Source organism: Streptomyces melanosporofaciens (assembly GCF_900105695.1).
Classification (GTDB): Bacteria; Actinomycetota; Actinomycetes; order Streptomycetales; family Streptomycetaceae; genus Streptomyces; species Streptomyces antimycoticus.
This window is the reverse complement of record NZ_FNST01000002.1, coordinates 8,970,437-8,992,081: the sequence shown is the minus strand read 5'-3', so window position 1 is coordinate 8,992,081 and position 21,645 is coordinate 8,970,437. Positions and strand designations below refer to the sequence as shown.

Annotated in this window: 15 protein-coding genes and 1 pseudogene; 5 read left to right on the top strand and 11 right to left on the bottom strand. The window is 72.2% G+C overall.

Annotation, left to right across the window (positions count from 1 at the left end; translation table 11 throughout):
• Positions 1 to 107: 107 nt before the first annotated feature.
• Positions 108 to 1,616 (bottom strand): DNA-binding protein NsdB, encoded by a 1,509-nt coding sequence (locus BLV72_RS41125; protein ID WP_093468863.1) that lies wholly within the window; start codon positions 1,614 to 1,616, stop codon positions 108 to 110.
• Positions 1,617 to 1,862: 246 nt separating this feature from the next.
• Between BLV72_RS41125 and BLV72_RS41120 the strand changes: the two genes are divergently transcribed.
• Together BLV72_RS41120 and BLV72_RS41115 are read left to right on the top strand one after the other, a co-directional pair.
• Entirely contained in the window at positions 1,863 to 2,966 is a 1,104-nt protein-coding gene (locus BLV72_RS41120) for an aminoglycoside phosphotransferase family protein (protein ID WP_093468861.1), read from the top strand.
• A gap of 160 nt (positions 2,967 to 3,126) precedes the next feature.
• Positions 3,127 to 5,151 carry an N-acetylmuramoyl-L-alanine amidase gene (locus tag BLV72_RS41115; protein WP_093468860.1) on the top strand — a complete coding sequence of 675 codons (2,025 nt, stop codon included), beginning with the start codon at positions 3,127 to 3,129 and terminating at the stop codon, positions 5,149 to 5,151.
• A 116-nt stretch (positions 5,152 to 5,267) separates the two neighbouring features.
• On the opposite strand, the gene BLV72_RS41110 is transcribed toward BLV72_RS41115, so the two are convergent.
• Together BLV72_RS41110 and BLV72_RS52265 are read right to left on the bottom strand one after the other, a co-directional pair.
• On the bottom strand, positions 5,268 to 5,768 hold the full coding sequence (locus BLV72_RS41110) for a hypothetical protein (RefSeq protein WP_093468858.1): 501 nt from the start codon (positions 5,766 to 5,768) through the stop codon (positions 5,268 to 5,270).
• A gap of 61 nt (positions 5,769 to 5,829) precedes the next feature.
• A pseudogene (locus BLV72_RS52265) lies at positions 5,830 to 8,767 on the bottom strand (ATP-binding protein).
• A gap of 248 nt (positions 8,768 to 9,015) precedes the next feature.
• On the opposite strand from BLV72_RS52265, the gene BLV72_RS41100 reads away from it, so the two are divergent.
• Positions 9,016 to 10,092, top strand: a complete 1,077-nt coding sequence (locus tag BLV72_RS41100) for an isoafricanol synthase (RefSeq protein ID WP_244321263.1) — start codon at positions 9,016 to 9,018, stop codon at positions 10,090 to 10,092.
• A gap of 129 nt (positions 10,093 to 10,221) precedes the next feature.
• Here BLV72_RS41100 and BLV72_RS41095 read toward each other — a convergent pair whose 3' ends face one another.
• The 6 genes from BLV72_RS41095 to BLV72_RS41070 all read right to left on the bottom strand — a co-directional run bounded on the left by BLV72_RS41095 (position 10,222) and on the right by BLV72_RS41070 (position 16,857).
• Positions 10,222 to 12,054 carry an AMP-dependent synthetase/ligase gene (locus BLV72_RS41095; RefSeq protein WP_093468857.1) on the bottom strand — a complete coding sequence of 611 codons (1,833 nt, stop codon included), beginning with the start codon at positions 12,052 to 12,054 and terminating at the stop codon, positions 10,222 to 10,224.
• A 407-nt stretch (positions 12,055 to 12,461) separates the two neighbouring features.
• Positions 12,462 to 12,707, bottom strand: a complete 246-nt coding sequence (locus tag BLV72_RS41090; RefSeq protein WP_086708648.1) for a DUF397 domain-containing protein — start codon at positions 12,705 to 12,707, stop codon at positions 12,462 to 12,464.
• Positions 12,708 to 12,800: 93 nt separating this feature from the next.
• Positions 12,801 to 13,967 carry a thiolase domain-containing protein gene (locus BLV72_RS41085; protein WP_093468855.1) on the bottom strand — a complete coding sequence of 389 codons (1,167 nt, stop codon included), beginning with the start codon at positions 13,965 to 13,967 and terminating at the stop codon, positions 12,801 to 12,803.
• Positions 13,964 to 15,031: a thiolase domain-containing protein gene (locus BLV72_RS41080; RefSeq protein WP_093468854.1), complete on the bottom strand. Its 1,068-nt coding sequence runs from the start codon at positions 15,029 to 15,031 to the stop codon at positions 13,964 to 13,966. Before BLV72_RS41080 ends, BLV72_RS41085 begins: the two co-directional genes overlap by 4 nt.
• Positions 15,032 to 15,991: a Zn-ribbon domain-containing OB-fold protein gene (locus BLV72_RS41075; RefSeq protein ID WP_093468852.1), complete on the bottom strand. Its 960-nt coding sequence runs from the start codon at positions 15,989 to 15,991 to the stop codon at positions 15,032 to 15,034.
• A gap of 59 nt (positions 15,992 to 16,050) precedes the next feature.
• Positions 16,051 to 16,857, bottom strand: coding sequence for a crotonase/enoyl-CoA hydratase family protein (locus BLV72_RS41070; protein WP_093468851.1), 807 nt, complete (start codon positions 16,855 to 16,857; stop codon positions 16,051 to 16,053).
• A gap of 165 nt (positions 16,858 to 17,022) precedes the next feature.
• Here BLV72_RS41070 and BLV72_RS41065 point away from each other — a divergent pair, with 165 nt between their 5' ends.
• Complete coding sequence (locus tag BLV72_RS41065; RefSeq protein ID WP_093468849.1) at positions 17,023 to 18,669, top strand: acyl-CoA synthetase; 1,647 nt, start codon at positions 17,023 to 17,025, stop codon at positions 18,667 to 18,669.
• Positions 18,670 to 18,678: 9 nt separating this feature from the next.
• Positions 18,679 to 19,236, top strand: a complete 558-nt coding sequence (locus tag BLV72_RS41060; protein ID WP_425288483.1) for a GNAT family N-acetyltransferase — start codon at positions 18,679 to 18,681, stop codon at positions 19,234 to 19,236.
• A gap of 8 nt (positions 19,237 to 19,244) precedes the next feature.
• Here the strand turns inward: BLV72_RS41060 and BLV72_RS41055 are convergent, their stop codons facing one another.
• Positions 19,245 to 19,847, bottom strand: a complete 603-nt coding sequence (locus BLV72_RS41055; protein ID WP_093468846.1) for a chorismate mutase — start codon at positions 19,845 to 19,847, stop codon at positions 19,245 to 19,247.
• A 217-nt stretch (positions 19,848 to 20,064) separates the two neighbouring features.
• Positions 20,065 to 21,621 (bottom strand): acyl-CoA synthetase, encoded by a 1,557-nt coding sequence (locus BLV72_RS41050; protein ID WP_093468845.1) that lies wholly within the window; start codon positions 21,619 to 21,621, stop codon positions 20,065 to 20,067.
• Between the last annotated feature and the right edge of the window lie 24 nt (positions 21,622 to 21,645).

Genomic DNA, 21,645 nt, shown 5'->3' with positions numbered 1-21,645 from the left:
CCCTCGTAAGGCGTTGGCTTCCCGTGCGGGTGACGTGTTTCGTCAAGGTTGACTCGTCGTAAGGCGTTGCCCCTTCGTCGGGCCCGTGGCGCGGCGTGGCCCGGCCGCTAGACGACCGCGCTCCGGGCGATGGAGCCGGACCCTTTCAGCCCCGGGCCGCCCTTGCTCGCGCCACCCTTCGGCATCACCTGCTGGATCTCCTCACGCAGCTCCCGGATGGCCGGTGTCGTGGAGTACCGCCCGGTGAGCCGGTACATCTCGCGCAGCCGGTCCCAGGTGCGATGCGAGGAGTTCTGCTCGATCGTCAGCAGGGCCATCCGGGCATAGCGCTCGGCCTGCTCGGGATCGCCGCCGATGAAACAGGACGAGGCGATGGAGATGTGGTCGAAGATCTGGGACCGCTGGCGCCCGCCCTCCCGCATCCGCAGCGCCTTCTTGGCATGGCTCTCGGCGATGCCCGCCACCCCCGGCTCATGCTCGGCGAGGGTGCGGTAGACCAGCCCCTGCATCCCGTACAGATCCGCCTCGTTGAACAACTGCATCCAGCTCGGCGCCGGACCCTCGTCCCGGTCCGAGATGAACAGCTCCTCCGCCTCGCCCAGGGCGCGGCGCACCGCCTGGCCGTTGCCCTTGGACGCCTGCGCCCATGCCTCGATGGTGCAGAACATGGCCCGGGTGCACGGCAGCGCGGCCTCGCCCGCACCGGTCTTGGCCAGCTTCATCAGATCCAGGGCGTCGTCCGGGCGGCCCAGGTGGACCATCTGCCGGGCGGCCCTCGAGAGCGCCTCGCTCGCCCGGGGGCGGTCGCCGCCCTCGCGGGCCGCGTGGGCGGCGATGACGAAGTACTTCTGGGCGGTGGGCTCCAGGCCGACGTCATGGGACATCCAGCCGGCGAGCACCGCCAGGTTGGCCGCCACCCCCCACAGCCTGCGCTGCAGATGCTCGGGGTGGCGGTAGGCGAGCATGCCGCCCACCTCGTTGAGCTGGCCGACCACGGCCTTGCGCTGGAGCCCGCCGCCTCGGGCCGCGTCCCAGGCGCGGAAGACCTCGACCGAGGTCTCCAGGGCGTCGATCTCCTGGGAGCCGACCGGGGCGGCCTCATAGCGGTCGAAGCCCACGGGCTCGACGGACAGGGGATTGTCGGTACGGGGCGCGTCGGTGGCGAGGGTGGGGTCGGAGAGCAGAAACTCGCTCATGGCACCGGTGATGGCGGATCCTGCGGCGAGCGCGGCGCCCGCACCCACCAAGCCGCGTCGGTTGAACATAAGGTCCATTCCCGTGAATTCGGTGAGGACCGCGGCCGTGGACTCGGGCGGCCAGAGCAGCCCGTCGGCGGGCTGCCCCTTTCCCGAGCGCCCCCCTCGTCCGAACCCGAGATCCTCAGTGGTCACGACTCGACCGAGACGCTCGGTGAACAGGGCAGCCAGCACCTTGGGCACGGGATCGCGCGGCGTCTCGCCGGTGTCGATCCAACGCCGCACCCGCGAGGTGTCGGTCGCCAGCTGCGGATGGCCCATGGCCGCCGCCTTCCGGTTCACGAGCCTCGCGAGCTCCCCCTTGGACCATCCGGCGAGGCCGAACAGGTCCGCAAGACGGGTGTTGGGTTCCCTCGTCACGTCAAGCCCCCAGGTTCCTCGGCTGACTTGACAGTAACGGCCCCGTCACGAGCCGTGCGACTATTCGCCAGGGTTCGCCAGGGTCCGCCAGATGGTGTGCCACCCGCACAGGGGTGTGATGTAGGAGTGCGTTACCCGGCCCCGTGGCGGATCGAGCTGAACCGACCGCATTCCCCAGGGTGCGGCCCCGCCTCGGGGCCGGGTGCGTACGCAACTCGTCGGCACACGAAGGGATCTGTATCGCCCATGTACGCAGCGTCGTCCTCCGTGTCCGTCCCGCCCCGGCCGTACCGGCGGCAGCTGCCCGGCTCCGGGCCGTACCTCGATCCCGCCCACGGCGGCCGGGCCCGGCGGACCGCCGCCCTCGGCACCGTGCCGCCTCGCGGGAGACTCGACTTGTCCGGTCCACAGGGTGCGCAGCTGCGCACCGCGATCACCTCGGTCCATCGCATCTGTCCGGAGTTCAACCCGGTGCAGGTGCTGCGGCGCAGCGGACGGTCCGTGCTCCTGATCGGGGCGACCGGGCGCAGCACCGCGGTGGCCAAGTGCCTGCTGGACCACTCCCCCGCGTGGGCCGAGCGGTTCCGCCGGGAAATAGCGATGTACCGGGCGTTCGTCCGGCAGCGCCCGCCGGTGCGGGTGCCCCGGCTGATCGCCGCGGACCCGGACAACTGCGCGCTGGTCATCGAGCGGATGCCCGGGCGGATCGCGGCCACGCAGCGCCACCCCACCGAGCCCCCGCCGCGCGCCGATCTGGGGGCGGTGCTGGGCGCGATCCGCAGGGTCAACCAATGGCGGCCGCCCGCCGATCTGTTCGACGCCCCCATCGACTACGCCGGCCGGCTGACCCGCTATCACGAGCTCGGGCTGCTGACCGACCGGGACATGGGCGATCTGCAGAAGCTGCTGCGCGGCGTTTCGCACGCCTGGGGGCGGCAGACTCCGGCGCAGTTCTGCCACGGCGACGCCCTGTTGAACAATGTCCTGCTCTCCCCCGCGGGCCCGGTGCTCCTCGACTGGGACCACGCGGGCTGGTATCTGCCCGGCTATGACCTGGCCACGCTGTGGACGGTGCTGGGCGACGCGCCCGTCACCCGACGCCAGATCAGCCAGTTGGCGCAGGCCGCGGGCCCGGCCGCGCGGGACTCCTTCCTGGTGAATCTGATGCTGGTGCTGACGCGGGAGATCCGCCAGTACGAGACCGCGGTGCAGCGCACCATGCACGATCCCGCCCCCGTGGTGCCGGGCGCGGTCCCGGCCGGTGAGGAGCAGCGGCTGCTGCTGCGCCGGCTGCATGACGACTGCGCGATGGCCCGGCGGGCGGTGCGGGCGGCGGTCGGCACCCGCTGAGCGGAGGCGGATGGCGGCAGGGGCGCGTCACCGGTCTGGACCGGTGACGCGCCGCGGTCGGGCTGACATGCGAACACGCGTCTGGGTGACGGCGATTGACGTCACGCCTGGCAGCGCATATCTCTAAGTGGCTCGGCCCGGCCCGCTTGAGGAGGCTGCAATGCCAGAATCCGCACAGGACAGCGCCCACGACGCGAACAGAAACCCGTCCGGCCCCACCCGGAGAACCACATTGCGGACCGCGGGAGCCGCGGCGTCCGCCGCCCTTCTGCTCCCGCTGGTCTCGGCGACACCCGCCGCCCATGCCGACCAGCCGCGGGCCGACGGTCCTCCTGCCGACGGCGGCGCCCTGCAGCGCGCCTTCGCGGCCGCGGCCGCCGAGTACGGCGTTCCGGTCAGCGTGCTCCTGGGCGTCTCGTATCTCCAGTCGCGCTGGGACGGCCACCGCGGCGCGCCCAGCGTCACCGGCGGCTATGGGCCCATGCATCTCACCGACGCCCACACCGCCCTGCTCACCGCCCCGCACCACAGCCAGGGCACCGAGGACGCGCGCGGCGACCTCGCCCGGCCCCTGAGGGTCCCCAAGGCCACCGTTCCCGAGCCCCGGCAGCTGCCCGCCCGGCTGCGCACCCTCGGCCGGGCCGCGGAGCTCACCGGGCTCTCCGCGGAGGCGCTGCGCGCCGATGAGAGCGCCAATGTGCGCGGTGGCGCGGCCCTGCTGGCCGCCACCCAGAAGCGGCTGGGACTCCCGCCGAGCGAGGACCCCGCCGGCTGGTACGCGGCGGTGGCGGCCTACTCCGGCGCCGATGACGCCACGGCCGCGGCCGTCTTCGCCGACGAGGTGTACGAGGTGATCCGCGGCGGTGCCGCGCGGACGACCGCCGACGGCGAGCGGGTCTCCCTCGACGCGGCGCCCGCTCTCGCACCGGACACCCGGCAGCTGCGGACGCTCGGCCTGCCGTCCCGTGCCCGGGATCCGCAGGTCGAGGCCCCCAAGGAGGTGTCCTGCGAGTGGATCCCGGCGCCCTACGAGGAGTTCGGGGACAACGACTACGGCAACCACGACCTGGGCGACCGCCCCGCCTCGCAGTCCATCGACTACATCGTCATCCATGACACCGAGGGCTCCTGGGACACCACCATCAAGCTGGTCCAGGACCCCACCTATGTGTCCTGGCAGTACACCCTGCGCTCCTCCGACGGGCATATCGCCCAGCATGTGCCGCTCAAGGACGTGGCCTGGCACGCGGGCAACTGGTACGTCAACGCCAAGTCCATCGGCCTGGAGCACGAGGGGTTCCTGACCGCTCCGGACGCCTGGTACACGGAGGCGATGTACCGCTCCTCGGCGCGGCTGGTGCGCTATCTCGCCAAGCGGTTCGACATTCCGCTGGACCGCCAGCACATCCTGGGCCATGACAATGTGCCGGGCACCACCACCGCCACCATCGCGGGCATGCACACCGACCCCGGTCCCTACTGGGACTGGGCGCACTACTTCACCCTGCTCGGCGCGCCCTTCCGGCGCACCGCGGGCTCCTCCGGCGGGCTGGTCACCATCCGCCCCGACTACGACACCAACCGGCCCGTCTACACCGGCTGCGAGACGGCGGGCGAGGAGTGTGCCCCGCACGGCTCGGCCGCGGTGCGGCTGCACACCGCGCCGCGTGCGGATGCCCCGCTGGTCAAGGACATCGGGCTGCGCCCGGACGGCTCCGACTCGACGACCGGCGTCAATGACACCGGTGCCCGCGCCACCACCGGGCAGCAGTTCGCGGTCGCGGGCCGTGAGGGCGACTGGACGGCGATCTGGTACCTCGGCCGGCGGGCCTGGTTCCAGGACCCCAAGCGGCGGCCGACGGCGGTGAGCGCCAAGGGGCTTGTCGTGACGCCCAAGGCCGGGGTGGCAGAGGTTCCGGTGTACGGCCGCGCTTATCCGGAGGAGGGGGCGTATCCGGAGGGTGTGCCGGTGCAGGCGGTCTCGCCGCTGCCGTACAAGCTGCTCGCCGGGCAGTCCTATCCGCTGGGGCTGAGGACGCGGGGCGAGTATCTGTGGGCGACCACCTTCGATCCGGCCGGTCACAAGGTGGTGCGCGGCCAGGACGTGTACTACCAGATCCAGTTCGGGCACCGGGTGGCGTTCGTCCGGGCCGCCGATGTGACGGTCCGGCGCTCGGGGAAGTGAGCCCGACGGGCCGTCAGTCCGCCGCGGGAGAGTGGTAGACGGGCCATCCGGGGGTCGTGAGCGACCGTGTCGGCCGTGTGCCGTACGGGCGTCTCACGGCCCCTCGGCGGCACTCCTCAGCCCTGCTGGAACATCTCCGCGGGCAGCGGCTTGAGCAGCCGGTACAGATCGTCGGTGATCGGCCGGTCCCAGCTGGCGATGGTGACCAGCACCCCGTCGCTGCGGTCGAACTGGGCGCAGGAGATCCGGCCCTCGGAGAGCTTGATCCGGCGGACGATGAGGAGGTTGTCCTCATGCATGACCGGGCTGTCCTCGGTGTCCACCACATGGACCGGCTCGTCGTTCCCGAGCGCCGCAAGCAGCTGGGCGACCTCGAACGGCGGCTGGCCCTCCGCGACCTCCCGGGCCGGTGACCCCTCGGGCAGATTGCCGATAATCATCGCCGGGCCGCGGCCGCCGAACAGGTCGTAGCGCAGGAAGACGCCCTGGCAGGTGCCGTCCGGAGCGGGCAGCAGCCCCGCCCCGAGATCGCCGGGCCAGTCTCCCGGGTCCATGGCGAGGACATCGAAGTCCGGCCCGGTGGGCGTGGCGGCGCTGCGGCGGCGGAGGAAGGACATGCGGACATGGTACGTGGCCGCGTGCCGGTTACCGTGCCGGGGAGCGGGCGGGCCGCACCCCTCATCCGGGGTCGGGCGCCGGGCGCGGGGGCAGGCCGACCGTGGGGGTGATCAGCCGCTTCGCCAGCCCGGCGCGGTCGGTGCCGACCTTACGGTAGACATCGGAGAGCAGCCGGGCGACCTCACGCTCCTCCAGCCCCGTCGCCTCGCTGATCCGGGCGTCCGGCCAGCCCTCGGCGGCCCGCTCGGCGACGGCCTGCTCCTGGGAGGTCAGCGGGCTGGTGTGATCGACCCGCAGCTGCATGGGGCGCAGCCCGGCGGCGGACAGCTCGTCGCGGGCCCGGGCCGCGAGCGCGTCGGCCCCGCAGCGCACCGCTCCCTCCAGACCGCGGTAGAGCCGGTCGCCGGCCTCCTGGGGCAGGCCGATGCGGCGCAGCGCGGCGCCGTGGTCGACCAGCGCCACGGCCAGGTCGTAGGCGGCCGGTGACCGCATCAGATGGCTGACGGCCTCGGCCAGCAGCTTGATCCGGTCGGGCCCCTGGGTCACGGTGGCCGCGGTGTGCAGCGCCTTGCCGATCGCGGAGTGGGTGCCGAACTGACGGGCGCGGCGCACCGCGTCGTCGGCGACCTCGGCGGCCTGCCGGGGATCGGTCAGCGCGAGCGTCTGGGCGAGGTGGAGCTGCCAGGGGCACCAGGCGGGGTTGCGCATACCGCGCCCGTCCATGCGGCGGCCGACCTCGCTGAGCTGGTGCCGGGCCTCGCGGTGCAGATTGGCGGCCAGCAGCAGCTCGCCGCGGACCGCCGGTACGTCGGGGCAGAGCGTGGCCTGCGGCAGGGTCTCGCCGCGGTGCCCGGCCGCGAACTCCTGTGCCTCATGGACCCGGCCCCGGCAGATCAGCGTTCCGATGAGGGTGCCGACCGCGGTCCAGTGCGCGGGTGTCGAGGAGCCCACCAGGTCGGCGATCCGCATCCCCTCCCGGGCCAGCTCCTCCGCCTCGCCGAGCGCGCCGCGGCGCAGCCGCGCGTACCCGAGCAGAGTGAAGCCGAACGCCAGATGGGAGCCGCGCCAGCCCTTGCGCTCGCATTCGGCGATGCCCTTGTTGAACAGCTCCTCGGCGCGCCCGGGCTGGTCGCAGTGGAGGAAGACGAGGGCGACCAGGATGGGCACCTCGAAGCCCCAGTCGTCATCGGTCCAGCTGAGGCCGTCGCCGAGGGCCTCCTCCGCGTAGTGCAGCGCGGTGGCGACCGGCTCGCCGCGGGTCATCGCGTCCCAGGCGCGCAGTCCCAGCAGATAGCGCTCGGCCATGCCGCGGCCGGTGAGGTGGTCCGCGAGCCGGGCGAGGCGCCGGGAGCGGGCGGGAGCGGGCGGGCGACTCCTTCTCGTCGGCGCGGAACATGTTCCACATCAGCTGCTCGGTCTGCATCCGCAGCCGGGTGCGGGCGCTGGTGGCCCGGCCGATCTCGGCGGCGACGACCTGGGCGGCCTCCTCCATACGGCCGCTGTGGCCGTATGCCTGGGCGAGCCGGTAGGTGATCGCCTCGCGCAGGTCGGGGCCGAGCGCGGGCTCTTCCAGCGCGGCCCGCAGATGGTTGACGGTGACGTCGGGCTCGGTGAGCTGGGCGGCGCAGCCCAGCTCGTACAGCACGGCGGGGCGCTCCTCGAGGGCGGGTGGTTCGCGCAGCGCCCGGGCAAGACAGCGGCGCCCGGCGTCGGGGGCTCCGGCGCGCAGATACTCCCGGGCGGCGGCCCGCAGATGGTGCACCACCCAGGGGTCGCCCTCGGGGTGCATCTCCAGCAGATGCCGGCCCGCGGCCGCGGAGCCAAGACCCGCGCCGAGCACCACGGTGGCGGCCTGGCCGTGCATGGCCACCCGCAGGGCGGCGGGGATGGCCTGGTAGACGGCGGTGGCGATCAGCGGGTGAAGGTATTCGAGGGGCCGGGTGCCGTTTCCGGGGCGCGGCGGGGCCAGGATCCGCGCGTCGACGAGCCGCGCCACCACATCGACGGCCTCGGTCTCGCTGAGCCCGGCGACATTGGCGGTCAGCGCCGGGGTGGCCTCGATACCGAGGACGGCGACGGCCCAGGCGAGGCGGACGGCGGCGGTACCGAGGCGGGTCAGCCGGTCGTTGAGCCCGCTGTCCTTGGCCGAGGAAACCAGATCGCGCAGCGCGGGCAGGTTCTCCGACTGCGGTTTCAACCGGCGGTCGCGGATCTTGGCGGTGAGCTCGGTGATCTCCCAGGGGTTGCCGCCGGTCATCGCCCAGCACTCGCGGCAGAACGCGTCGTCGGCGTGGTCCCCGAGGACCTCCCGGACGATCCTGCCGACTCCGCTCGGGGTCAGCGGCGCCAGCACATAGGGACGTGATCCCTGGCGCTCGACAAGAGCCCGTATCACGGCGACGTCGGCGGTCAGGCCCTCCGGGCGGTAGCCGACGGCGAGCAGCAGGGGCAGGTCGGCGGTGCGCGAGGCGAACCGGGTCAGCCAGTCCAGCGATTCGGGGTCGGCCCAGTGGACATCGTCGAGGATCATGACGACCGGGGCATGTTCCACGGCGAAGCGGGTCACCAGCCAGTCGAGGCCGTCGCGGACGCCCTGCGGATCGGGCGCGCCGCCGTTGCCCGAGACCACCAGGCCGACCGCGGGCGCCACGATGTCGTACCAGCCGCCGAGGATCCTTCGGTGCTCGTCCTCGCCCGTCGCCGCGAGCACCGGCTGGAAGAGCTGGCGCACCACTTGGAAGGCCGCGCCCTGTTCGTGCTCACCGCCACGGGCCCGGAGCACGGTGCAGCCGCGTGCGGCGGCCCTCCGGCGCGCCTCGCCGAGCAGCGCGGTCTTGCCGACGCCGCCGGGGCCCTCGAAGGCGATCACTCCGCCGCCGCGGGTCTCGGCCCGGTCGGCGGGGTCCGTCCCGCACAGCTCGGTCAGCGCGGCGTCCACCGCGCGCAGCTCCCGATCCCGCTCCAGCAGTGTCCGGCGCGTCAGGTCCTGTTGGCTCATGTCCTCCGCCACGTTCTTCCCCTCCGGCAGGTGACGCCGAGCGTAGCGCGGATGGCACGCTCCGTAGCCCCCAATGGGGGGTTTTCCGCCGGGCATTGCCAGTGGCACACGCCATTTCACTGCCTCCTCTATCGATGCCACGTTCCGCACGCGAGGATGACCGGATTCACCGGGTTGGCCAGACGCCGCGCACGCCTGTGGTATGTGCGGCCTCGGCCGCCCGACCAACGAAGGGGGCGGACACGATCATGCACGCGCACGCTTCGCGACCACAGGCCCGGCAGACGACACTGCTGCGCCGGGCGGCCCTGTTCGACTTCCCGGCCTCCGCCGACCTCAGTCCCGGCACCGAGGCGGCCAGGCAGCACACCATCCAATGGCTTTCGCGGTTCGGCGTCTTCGAGGACCGCGCCTCCGTCGCGGAGTACGACGCGCTCCGCTTCGACGTGCTGGCGGGCCTGTTCTACCCCCGGGCGACCGGCGCCGATCTGAACCTGGGCAGTGACCTCGTGGGCTGGTACTTCGTCTTCGACGATCAGTTCGACGGCGAACTGGGCTCCCGTCCGGAGGCCGTGGCACGGCTGGTGGCGGACGTCATCCGGATCACCGAGGAGGACGCGGCGCACGGCAGGGCACAGGACGGCGAAGGGCCGCTCCTGGAGAGCTTCCGCGACCTGTGGCGCCGGATCAACTTCGGGCGGCCGCAGGTGTGGCGGGACCGCTTCCGCCACCACTGGCTGGAGTACCTGCACTCCTACCACCACGAGGCCCTGGAGCGGACCGGCGCCCTGCCCGGGGCCGGCGGGGACGCACCGCGCTCGGTGGAGGCCGTGCTGGCGCTGCGGCGTCACTCGATAGGCGTACAGCCCTGTCTCGACCTGAACGAGCCGTTCGGCGGCTACACCCTGCCGCCCGCGCTGCACGGCGGTTTCCCGATGGCGCGGATGCGGGAGGCTACGGACGATGTGGTGGTCTTCACCAATGACATCGCTTCCCTGGACAAGGAACTGGCCGTGGGCGACGTCCACAACAGTGTCATCGTCCAGTGGGAGCGCGCGGGTGGTGAACTGGAGGACGCGGTAGGCCATATCGCCGACCTGGCCAACGCACGCTATCGGTGGTTCGAGAAGACCGCGGCCAGGCTGCCGGCGCTGCTCACCGAGGCGGGGGCGGACCCGGGCACCCACCACTTCGTGCGGCGCTATGTGGACGGCATGCGGCATGTGATGACCGGCAATCTGGGCTGGTCGCTGCGTACGGCACGCTACGACGAGCGGGGCACCGAGGCGGTCAGCGGGGGCGGCAGCGGCCCTGGGCCCAGTTGACCGGCGCGGAGGAGCTGATCCGCGCGGGGCGGGGCGGGGCGCTGCCACCTCTGGGCAGCGGCTCGGGCTCCCGTTAGCCGGCGCCCGGAAGCCGACGCGGTCAAAGCGCTCTCACCTCATATGGGGCGCTCAGCTCGCGTAGAGCTGCTCGATCTGTGCGGCGCAGACCTTGTAGACCGCGTCGCGCCGCAGTTTGAGCGAGGGCGTCAACAGCCCATCCTCCACGGTGAATTCCTTCGGGAGGATACGGAAGGCCCTGATCGACTCCGCCCTGGACACCGAGAGGTTCGCCGTGGAGACCGCCTGCTGGATCTCCGCGTGCAGCGCCTTGTTCGCCGACGCGTGCTCCCGACCGACGGGGAGCCGCGCGCCGACCAGCTGGTGCCAGCGCGCCAGCATCTCGGCGTCCAGGGTGATCAGCGCCCCCACGAAGGGGCGGTTGTCGCCCACCAGGACGCACTGCGAGATCAGCGGATGCGCCCGGAGCCGCTCCTCCAGCGGCAGCGGGCAGACGCTCTTACCGCCGCTGGTGATGATGATGTCCTTCTTACGGCCGGTGATGGTGAGATAGCCCTCGCCGTCGAGGAATCCGACGTCTCCGGTGTGCAGCCAGCCGTCGCGCAGCGCGGCCCCGGTGGCCTTCGGATCGTCCAGATAGCCCTCGAAGACGGTGCCGCCGCGCACCCATACCTCGCCGTCCGGCGCGATACGCACCGTCGTGCCCGGCATCGGGCGGCCCACCGTGCCGTGCCGGGGACGGCCGGGCGGCTGGGCGGTGATCGCCGCCGTGGTCTCGGTGAGGCCGTAGCCGTTGTAGACGGTGATCCCGGCGCCGGCGAACGTCAGCCCCAGCTCCCGGCTGAACGGTGAGCCACCGGTGACCGCGTAGCGCACCCGGCCGCCCAGGACGGCTCTCAGGCGCCGGTAGACCATGCGGTCGAAGACGGCGTGCATGGCCCTGCGTCCCGGGCCCGGGCCCTTCCCGCCGCCCTGTGCCCGCTGCTCGACGGCCGCGGCGTAGCGCACCGCCGTGGCCATGGCCTTCTGGAAGACCACGCCCCTGCCCGCGTCCTGGGCGGCGGTCCGCGCGGCCGCGATGATCTTCTCGAAGATGTAGGGCACCGCGAAGACACAGGTCGGGCGGAAGCTCTGGAAGGACGGCAGCAGGGCGGAGGGGGTGAGCTCGGGTTCATGCCCCATGAGGATGCCGCCCCGCACACAGAGCACTTGGACCATCAGCCCGTAGACATGCGCCAGCGGGAGGAAGGCGAGGATGGCGGGCTGCACCCCGGGCTCGGCGAACAGCCCGCTCCAGCCCGCGAACAGGGTGTCGCATTCGGCGGCGAGATTGGCATGGCTGATCATGCACCCCAGGGGCTGTCCGGTGGTGCCCGAGGTGTAGCAGATGACCGCGGTGCAGCGCGGTTCCACGAGCCAGCGCCGCTCGGTGACCAGTTCCTCGTGGACGTCGGCGCCCCGCCGCCACAGCTCCGCCACGCACCCCTGGTCCATCTGCCAGATGGAGCGCAGCCAGGGAAGGGCGTCGCAGACGGCGCCGACCGTCATGGCGTGGTCCTCGCCCTCGACCACCACGGCCACGGCCCGGGTCTGGGCCAGGATCCAGCGCACCTGCTCCGCCGAGGAGGTGGGGTAGACGGTCACCACCTGGGCCCCGACCGACCACAGGGCATAGCTGAACAGCGTCCACTCGTACCGCGTCCGCGCCATCAGGGCCACCCGGTCCCCGAACCGCACGCCCTCGGCCAGCAGGCCCTTCGCCAGCGCCAGCACCTCGTCCCGGAAGGTCCCGGCGGTCACCGGAGTCCACCGGCCGCGGTCGGTGGCGTCGCGCCGGGCGAGCTGGGCCCTGTCCGGTTCGCGGTCCGCCAGTTCGTAGACCGAGTCCGCGAGCCCGCCCGCGCGCAGAGGTTCCACCATGTGAGGGAGACTGAATTCGCGCACGACACCCCCTGTTTTCGGCCGACTTGCCGCCCGCGCAACGGGGAAGTGGGAGGGAAAACTACCCGCCGGGGCCGGGGCTGCATAGAGCGGTGGACGATTCTGTTCCGGCTCGCGGAGACCTACCGCGACCTGCCGCTGTTACCGTGAGTCACCCTCACGTTTCACCACGGGACGTGAAGGAGCCGTGAACCTCCGGTGAACACACGGAAAAACGGGCCTCACGGTCGTGCCCGGCGAGGCATGGATCCATCAGGGCGTTCCGCGTCCCGATTCTGGCCGATAACGCACACCCCGCCGTGGCGCCGGGCGCCGCGGGGCCGGGGCCGCGGCGTGCTCTTCCGAGGGGCGACATGCCAGGGGCGGGCGGGTCCGGCCGGACCCGCCCGCCCCTGATCGGCGGTCCCGGTTCAGGTGAGGTCGAACTCGCCCTCACGCGCGCCCAGGACGAAGGCGCGCCACTCGGCCGGGGTGAAGATCAGTGCCGGACCCTCGGGACGACGGCCGTGGCGCATCGCGATGAAGCCCTCGACGAAGGCGATCTCCACATCGCCCACACCCTGGCTACTCGACTGCCACTGGGCGCCCGAGAGGTCGAGATCGGGCTTCTCTGCGCTTCCTGTCAGTGGCTGTGCGGTGGTGGTGGTGTCGGCCACGTCAGCTCATCCTCCCGGATCGTCGTCCGCGCCCCACCCTAGCGATCGTGACCGGTGCCGCACAGGCCACGAAAGAAGGACTGAGGAGGAGACTCAATTGGCGGGCGGCGTGTCCGCGACCACCCACATCGAGAAGAACTGTGAGCCCCCGCCATAGGCGTGGCCGAGCGCCTTACGGGCGCCGTCGACCTGGTGTTCGCCCGCCCGTCCGCGCACCTGGAGCGCGGCCTCGGCGAACCGCAGCATCCCGGACGCGCCGATGGGGTTGGTGGACAGCACCCCGCCCGAGGGGTTGACCGGAAGCTCGCCGTCGATCTCGGTCACCCCCGACTCGGTGAGCTTCCAGCCCTCGCCCTCGTCCGCGAAACCCAGGTTCTCCAGCCACATGGGTTCGTACCAGCTGAAGGGCACATACATCTCCACCGCGTCGATCTCCCGGCGCGGATCGGTGATCCCGGCCTGGCGGTAGACGTCGGCCGCGCAGTCCCGGCCGGCCTTCGGCGAGACGCAGTCCTTCCCCGCGAAGAGCGTCGGCTCGCTGCGCATGGCGCCGCCGTGCATCCAGGCCGGCGGATACGGGGCACGGTCCGCGCCGGCCCGGTCGGTGAGCACCATGGCGCAGGCGCCGTCCGAGGAGGGGCAGGTCTCCGAGTAGCGGATGGGGTCCCACAGCATCGGGGAGGACCGCACCTTCTCCAGTGTCAGATCGTGCTCGTGCAGATGCGCGTAGGGGTTGCGCAGGGCGTTACGGCGGTCCTTGTAGGCCACGAGGGCGCCGATACCGTCGGGCGCGCCGGTGCGCCGCATGTACGCCCGTACGTGCGGGGCGAAGAAACCGCCCGCTCCGGCCAGCAGTGGCTGCTGGAAGGGGATGGGCAGGGACAACCCCCACATGGCGTTCGACTCCGACTGCTTCTCGAAGGCGAGGGTGAGCACGGTCCGGTGGACACGGGAGGCAACCAGGCCCGAGGCCACCAACGCGGTGGAGCCGCCGACCGAACCGGCGGTGTGCACGCGCAGCATCGGCTTGCCGACCGCGCCGAGCGCGTCGGCGAGGTACAGCTCGGGCATCATGACGCCCTCGAAGAAGTCGGGGGCCTTGCCGATGACGACCGCGTCGATGTCCGCCCAGGTCAGCTCGGCGTCGTCCAGGGCCCGTACGGCGGCCTCCCGGACCAGCCCGGCGATGGAGACGTCCCGGCGTGCGGCGGTGTGCTTGGTCTGGCCGATCCCGACGACGGCCACCGGCTCCTTAATCACAGGACATCCCCTTCCAGGACCGCCACCAGGTTCTGCTGCAGACACGGGCCCGAGGTGGCATGGGCCAGAGCCCGGTCGGCGGCGCCGCGGTGGATGGCGGCGGCCGCCTCGCCGAGGCGGATCAGCCCGGCGGCCATCATGGGGTTGGCGGCCAGCGCCCCGCCGGACGGATTGACGCGTACGCCCTCCCCCAGCCCCAGCTCCCGGCGGAGGATCAGCTCCTGCGAGGTGAACGGCGCATGCAGCTCTGCCAGGTCGGCGGGGGCCTCGAAGGCGCCCGCGCGCTCGGCGGCGAGCCGGGTGGACGGGGAGCGGGTGAGGTCCCGTACGCCGAGGCTGTGCGCCTCCGTCCGGTGGTCCATGCCACGGATCCAGGCCGGGCGGCGGCAGAGCCGGCGCGCGGTGTCCCCGGCGGCGAGCACGACGGCGGCCGCGCCGTCGCCGACCGGCGGGCAGTCGTGGCGGCGCAGCGGCCGCACCAGATACGGGTCGTCCAGCAGGGCCTCGGGCGGCGGTGAACCGGTCACCTGGGCATGCGGGTTGTCCTCGGCCGCGGTCCGGCTGCGCGCGGCGACCGCGGCCAGCGCCCGCTCGTCGGCGCCGCTGTCCTCCGCGTCGAGCAGCGCCTGGGCCTGGAGGGCGGCGAGGGAGACCGAGTCCGGCCACAGGGGCGCCACATAGTACGGGTCGAGCTGGCGGGTCAGGACCTCCCGCAGATCGCCGGGTGAGGACTTGCCGTAGGAGTAGACGAGGGCGGTGTCCGCCTCGCCCGTCAGCAGCCTCGTCCACGCCTCGTACAGCGCCCAGGCGCCGTCCATCTCCACATGGGACTCCGAGATCGGCGGCCAGGCGCCGACGCCGTCGAGGGCCATGGTGAAGGAGAAGGCCCGGCCGGCCAGATAGTCGGAGGAGCCGGAGCAGGTGAAGTCGATCTCGCCCGCCCGGAGTCCGACGGCGTCGAGCACCTGGTGGAGGACGGGCATCAGCATCTCGACCTCGGAGACCTCCGCGCTGTCGCGCCGGTGGTCGCTCTGGCCGAAGGCGACGATGGCAACCTCTCGCATCTACAACAGCTCCTTGTAGGTGTCGTAGTCGGCGTCGGGTTCGCCGGTGGGGCGGTAGTGGTCGGGGTAGCGGCTGCCCTCGCTCCATACGGGCTCCACGCGCAGCCCCATGCGCACCTGGTCGTAGGGGATGCCGCCGACGCGCCCGTGGAGGGCCAGACCGGCGCCGTCCAGGGCGATATGGGCGTAGACGTAGGGCACTTCGATATCGAGATTGCGGGCCTTGATGTTCACGATGCAGAAGGTGGTGACCGTGCCGCGCGGGCCGACCTCCACCTGCTCGTCGGTGGCGACCCCGCAGGTGGGGCAGGCGCCCCGGGGCGGGACGTACACCTTGCGGCAGGACGGGCAGCGCTCCCCTTGGGTGGTGCGGTCACCGAGGGCCCTCAGATAGCGCGACTGGGCGCGGCCGGGTGCGTAGGTGTAGTCGAGGCGGGCGGGGGCCACGATGCCGGTGACGGGGTCGGTGAACTCCCCGCTGTGCGGCACGGCTTCGCCGCCCTCGGCGCCGTCGTACGGCTCGAAGCAGGCGATGTCGGTGATGGCGCCCACGCGCTCCCCGGCCCAGCGGACCCGCACCCGCATACCGGTGCGCACCGCGTCGGGGCCGGGCGCGTCGAGGGCGTGGAGGAGGGCGGTGTCCGCGCCGTCCAGCCGCACCAGCACCCAGGCGAAGGGGGTATCCAGGGGCTGGCCGCGGCGCGGCGCGGGGTTCCAGGCCCAGGTGGTGACGGTGCCGGTGGGGGCGACCTCGACGAGGTCGGACAACTCGTCGGCGGTGACCGGGTCGTATTCGACGGGCGGCACCAGCACCCGGCCGTCGGTGGTGCGCACGCCGAGCACGGTGCGTGTCCGCAGTCCGGTGAGGAAGGCGCTCTGCACCGGGCCGAGGGAGCGGGTGAAGGGGAACTCGACGACCAGAGGCGCTTGGAGCACCTCGGGTGAGGGAGCCGGGGTCATGGGGGGTGCGTCTCCTTCCGCGCGGCCGGCGTGGGGCGGCGGCCTGAGGTGTTGGGGGATCACGCCCGGCGGTAGACCGGCGGCCGTTTCTCCGCGAAGGCTTTCGAACCCTCTTTGGCGTCGGCTGTGTCGAAGACCGGCCAGCCGCGTTCGAGTTCGGACTTCAGACCGTCGGACTCGGTCATCTCGGCGGTCTCGTAGACCGACGCCTTGACCGCCTCGACGGCGAGCGGACCGTTGGCGTTGATCAGCTCGGCGATCTCCAGGGCCTTCTCCAGCGCCGTGCCGTCCGGGACGACATGGCCGATCAGCCCGATCCGCTCCGCCTCCTCGGCCGGGTAGGGGCGCCCGGTGAGCAGCATCTCCAGGGCGTGGGTGCGGGGCAGCTGGCGGGCCAGCCGTACGGTGGAGCCGCCGATGGGGAACAGCCCGCGCCGGACCTCGAAGAGCCCGAAGGTGGCGCCGCGGCCCGCGACCCGGATGTCGGTGCCCTGGAGGATCTCGGTGCCGCCCGCGACACAGGGGCCCTCGACGGCGGCGATCACCGGCTTGCGCGGCCGATGGTGGCGGAGCATCGCCTTCCAGTGCAGATCGGGGTCGGCCGCGAGGCGGTCGCGGACCTGCTGCCCGTCCATCCGGCCGCCGGCCGCGAGCGCCTTGAGGTCCATTCCCGCGCAGAAGGCCCCACCGGCGCCGGTGAGCACCACGGAGCGCACGGCATCGTCCTCGTCGGCCTCGGTCCAGCCGTCGTACAGCCCGACCAGCATCGGCAGCGAGAGCGCGTTCCTGGCCTCGGGCCGGTTCAAGGTGAGCACCAGGGTCGCGCCGACGCGCTCGACGATGAGGTGTTCGGTCCCGCTTGTCACGACGTCCTCCCGTCTCGAGACCTAGAACAGGTTGCAGCAGGGGAAGGCCGACTTCAAGAGAAATCTGATGCTCAGTCAGATTTCTTCGACCGGGGGCCTTCCCACCTCACCCCGGCGCGGCTCTAATGAGCGCCGAGCCGCCGGATCGAGGGGTCAGGAGGAGTCATGGAGTACAACCTTGCCGACCTGTTCGAGTCGATCGTCGACACGGCGCCAGGCAGAGAGGCGCTGGTGTACCTGGACCACCCCGGCACCGGGGCCGAGCGGCGGCTCACCTACGCCCAGCTCGACGCCGCCGCCAACCGGCTCGCCCACCATCTGCGGGACAGCGGTATCGCTGCGGGCGAGCATGTCGGGCTGCATCTGTGCAACGGCGTCGAGTACCTCCAGACCGCTCTGGCCTGCGTGAAGATCCGGGCGGTGCCGGTGAACGTCAACTACCGCTACGTGGAAGAGGAGTTGGTCTACCTCTACCGCGACGCGGACCTGGCCGCGCTGGTCTACGACGCCGAGTTCGGCGAGCGGGTGGCCGCCGCGCTGCCGCACACCGACAGCCTGCGCCATCTGGTGCGGGTCGGCACCGGGGACGGCCCCCGTACGTCCGTGGCGTTCGCCGACGCCGAGGCGTCCGGATCGCCCGAGCGCGGCTTCCCGGCGCGGTCCGCCGACGACCGCTTCATCATTTACACCGGCGGCACCACCGGTATGCCCAAGGGCGTGATGTGGCGGCAGGAGGACCTCTTCTTCTCCGGGCTGGGCGGCGGCGCCCCGACCGGCCGGCCCGTCGGGCGCCCGGAGGAGCTGGCCGAGCGGGTGGCCGCGGGCGGCGAGGGGCTGGTCTTCTTCCCCACTCCGCCGCTGATGCACGGCACCTCCACCCTTACGGCCTTCATCGCGTTCAACTTCGGTCAGAAGGTGGTGCTGCACCGAAAGTTCGTGCCCCAGGATGTCCTGAGGACGGTCCAGAGGGAGAAGGTCACCACCGTCTCGCTGGTCGGCGACGCGATGCTGCGGCCCTTGGTGGACGCCCTGACCGGCCCCCTCAAGGGCACCGACCTCTCCTCGCTGCTCAGCGTCAGCAGCTCCGGCGCGATCCTGTCGGAGACCGTACGCGCCCAGTTCGCCGAGCTCGCCCCGCACACCCTGCTGCTGAACAACTTCGGCTCCTCGGAATCCGGGTTCAACGGCACGGCCACCGACGACTCCGGCCCCGAGAAGGGCTTCCGGCTGCACGTCAACGCCCGTACGACGGTGGTGGACCCGGCGACCCTCGCCCCGGTGGCACCCGGTGAGCCCGGCCGGATCGCCCAGCGCGGCCATGTGCCGCTCGGCTACTACAACGACGCGAAGAAGACCGCCGAGACGTTCTTCGAGGCGGACGGCGAGCGCTGGGTGCTGCTCGGCGACATGGCCACCGTCGACGAGCAGGGCGTGATCACCGTCCTCGGACGCGGTTCGCAGTGCATCAACACCGGGGGCGAGAAGGTCTATCCCGAAGAGGTCGAACAGGCTCTGAAGGCCCATCCGGACGTGTACGACGCGCTGGTGGCGGGCGTCCCCGACCCCCGCTGGGGCCATCGCGTCGCGGCCGTCGTCCAGCCCCGGACACAGACCTCCGGGCTCACCGCCGACGCTGTCCGCGACCACTGCCGGGAGCGGCTCGCGGGCTACAAGATCCCGCGTACGGTCGTCTTCACCGACCGCATCCAGCGCTCCCCCAGCGGCAAGGCGGACTACCGCTGGGCGCGGGCGGTCGCGCAGGAGGCGGACCGGGACACCGCACACCACGGAGGAACCGCCGGCGCCGACTAGGCTGACCGGGTGAACCTTCCTGCTGTGCCCCTCGCCGACGGGATCACTATGCGGATCCCCGTCCCGGATGACGCCGAGGCGCTCGCTGACGCGTACACGCGCAACCGTGAGCATCTGCACCCCACCAGCCCACGGCGGGAGGAGAGCTTCTTCACCGCCGACGGCCAGGCCGCCCGGCTGCGGGACCAGCTGGAGCAGTGGGAGTTGGGCCGGATGGTCCCCTGGGTGCTGGCCGGTGCCGAGCGGATCCTGGGCACGGTCACGCTGTCGCATATCGTCCTCGGGCCCTGGCGCAACGCCCATCTCGCCTACTGGCTCGACACCGGGCACCTCGGCCGCGGGCTGACCACCCTGGCCGTGCGGTCCGCGTGCCGGGTGGCCGACGAGCAGCTCGGGCTGCACCGGATCGAGGCCAGCACACTGGTGGAGAACGTCCCGTCCCAGCGCGTCCTGCTGCGCTGTGAGTTCACCCGGATCGGCATGGCGCCGGACTATCTGCACATCGCCGGCGCCTGGCGGGACCATCTGCTCTTCCAGCGCGTCCTCAACGACCGCCCCTCGGCCTGACGGGCACCTTACGGCGCCGTCCGCGCGCACACCGACGGCAGCGACCGCCCCAGCGCCACACTGTGCAGCGCGTCCAGCTGCCGCCCATGGATCACGGCCGCGGCCCCGGCCGTGAGCCGCCCCACGCAGGAGGGAGCCTCCCGCACGGCCGCCGAGTCCGCGATGGCGCGCACGAGTTCGCCGTTGATCCGGTTGATCTCCAGCCGGATCCGCCCGAGGTCGGGACGTTCGGTGGGCGCCTGCGAGGGGTCGGCGTCCCAGCGGCGGTAGAGGCCGCGCTGGACGACCTTGCTGGCCTCGATCTGGTCGCGGAAGATCCTCGACGTCGCCACGGGGTCGGCGCCCAGCTCCTCGGCCTGCCGCGCCACCGCGTCCAGCACCTCCCGCTCCCGCGCCGGGTCGTCGATCGGGCTGTCCGTGCCCCACTTCGCGGCGGCGACCTCGTCGGCCACCAGCACCCGTTGCGCGGACAGATCGACCAGCGGCCGCAGGGTGCCGTGGACACGGGCCGGACCCGCCGGAGCGGCGAAGGCGGCGGTGGCCCCCGTGGCCAGCACGGCGGTGGTCAGCGCGGCGATCAGCGCATGACGCGGGGAGGGATGCGGTCGCATGGGCGGGGGTTCCTCTCTCGCGGGACGGGCGGCCCGAGGCGTCGCCCCGGTGGCCCGAGGAGCGCCCGACGGGTTCTGGAACGATAGGACGCCGCACCGCCGGCACGCCACGGGGCCGGTCCCGCGGGACAGCGGAACCGGCCCCATGGCGCATTGGCCTGATGCGCCGACACCACTTGGCGCTACTGGCGTTCAGCAGTCCGCCCCCACACCCTCACTACTGCGCCCCTGCACCCTCCCAGTACGGCGCGCGCAGCCGCCGCTTGTAGAGCTTGCCGTTGGGGTCACGCGGCATCTCGGCGATGAACTCCACCGACTTGGGGCATTTGTAGCCCGCCAGCCGGGTCGTGCAGTGGGCGAGGATCTCGGCGGCCAGCTCGGGCCCCGGAGCATGCCCCTCGGCGGGTTCCACGACCGCGATGACCTGCTCGCCCCAGTCCTCGTGGGGGATTCCGAAGGCGGCGGCGTCGGCGACGGCCGGGTGGGTGAGCAGCGCGGCCTCGATCTCGGCGGGGTAGATGTTGACCCCGCCCGAGATGATCAGGTCGATCTTGCGGTCGCGGAGGTAGAGATAGCCGTCCTCGTCCAGGAGGCCGAGGTCGCCGACGGTGAAGAAGTCGCCGATGCGGTTCTTCTCGGTCTTGCTCTTGTCCTTGTGGTAGGCGAAGCCCCCGGTGCTCATCTTCATGTAGACGGTGCCGAGTTCACCGGCCGGGAGCCGGGTGCCCTCGTCGTCGAAGACGGCGAGCTCGCTGATGGGCCAGGGACGGCCGACGGTCCCCGGCTTCTTCAGCCAGTCCTCGGCGGTGGCGAAGGCGCCGCCGCCCTCGCTGGCCGCGTAGTACTCCTCCACACAGCCGCCCCACCACTCGATCATCGCGCGTTTCACATGGTCGGGGCAGGGTGCGGCGCCGTGGATGGCGTGGCGCATCGAGGAGACGTCGTAGGACCGCTTGACCTCGTCGGGGAGGGCGAGCAGCCGGTGGAACTGGGTCGGCACCATATGGGTGTGCGTACAGCGGTAGGTGTCGATGAGGCGCAGCATCTCCTGGGGCGTCCACTTGTCCATGAGCACCAGGGGATGGCCGATGTGCAGCGACGAGCTCGCGAACTGCAGTACGGCGGTGTGGTAGAGCGGTGAGCACACCAGATGGACGTGGTCGGGCTCCTCGGAGCGCGGGGTGATGCCGAAGAAGCGCAGAAAGCCGCCGAGGTGGCTCTCCTCGGGGAGCTTTCCGGTCAGCGCACGGCGGATGCCGCGCGGACGGCCCGTGGTGCCGGAGGTGTAGTTCATGACCCAGCCCAGCTCGCGGTCGGCGGGCGGCTCCTCCGGCTGGCCCTCGATGAGCTCGGCGTACGGGCGGAAGCCGTCGATGGCGCCGACCGCGTAGCGGTGGGTCGCCGGCAGCCCCGCCTCGTCGGCGGCCGCCGCCGCCTGCTCGCCGAAGCGCTCATGGGCGATCAGCACCTTGGCGCCGGAGTCGGAGACGATCCAGGCGATCTCGGGGCCGACCAGATGGTGGTTGACCGGCACCAGATACAGCCCGGCCTGGGTGGCGGCGAGGGCGGCGACGAAGAACTCCACCCCGTTGGGCAGGACGACCGCAAGTGCGTCGCCGCGCCGCAGCCCGGCGGCGCGCAGCCCGGCGACGAGCCGGTTGCACGCGCTGTGCAGCCGTCCGGCGGTCCACTCCTCACCGTCCGGGGCGATGAGCACGGTGCGGTCGGGCTCGAGCGCGGCCTGGGCCCAGAAGCCGTTGGGTGTAGGGGACATGGCGGTCCGGTCCTCCTTCTGACG

Coding starts and splice junctions, on each gene's coding strand:
- BLV72_RS41100 (WP_244321263.1), top strand. CDS start 9,016: ATGCACGCGCACGCTTCGCGACCACAGGCCCGGCAGACGACACTGCTG.
- BLV72_RS41065 (WP_093468849.1), top strand. CDS start 17,023: ATGGAGTACAACCTTGCCGACCTGTTCGAGTCGATCGTCGACACGGCG.
- BLV72_RS41120 (WP_093468861.1), top strand. CDS start 1,863: ATGTACGCAGCGTCGTCCTCCGTGTCCGTCCCGCCCCGGCCGTACCGG.
- BLV72_RS41080 (WP_093468854.1), bottom strand. CDS start 15,031: ATGCGAGAGGTTGCCATCGTCGCCTTCGGCCAGAGCGACCACCGGCGC.
- BLV72_RS41075 (WP_093468852.1), bottom strand. CDS start 15,991: ATGACCCCGGCTCCCTCACCCGAGGTGCTCCAAGCGCCTCTGGTCGTC.
- BLV72_RS41115 (WP_093468860.1), top strand. CDS start 3,127: ATGCCAGAATCCGCACAGGACAGCGCCCACGACGCGAACAGAAACCCG.
- BLV72_RS41055 (WP_093468846.1), bottom strand. CDS start 19,847: ATGCGACCGCATCCCTCCCCGCGTCATGCGCTGATCGCCGCGCTGACC.
- BLV72_RS41110 (WP_093468858.1), bottom strand. CDS start 5,768: ATGTCCTTCCTCCGCCGCCGCAGCGCCGCCACGCCCACCGGGCCGGAC.
- BLV72_RS41050 (WP_093468845.1), bottom strand. CDS start 21,621: ATGTCCCCTACACCCAACGGCTTCTGGGCCCAGGCCGCGCTCGAGCCC.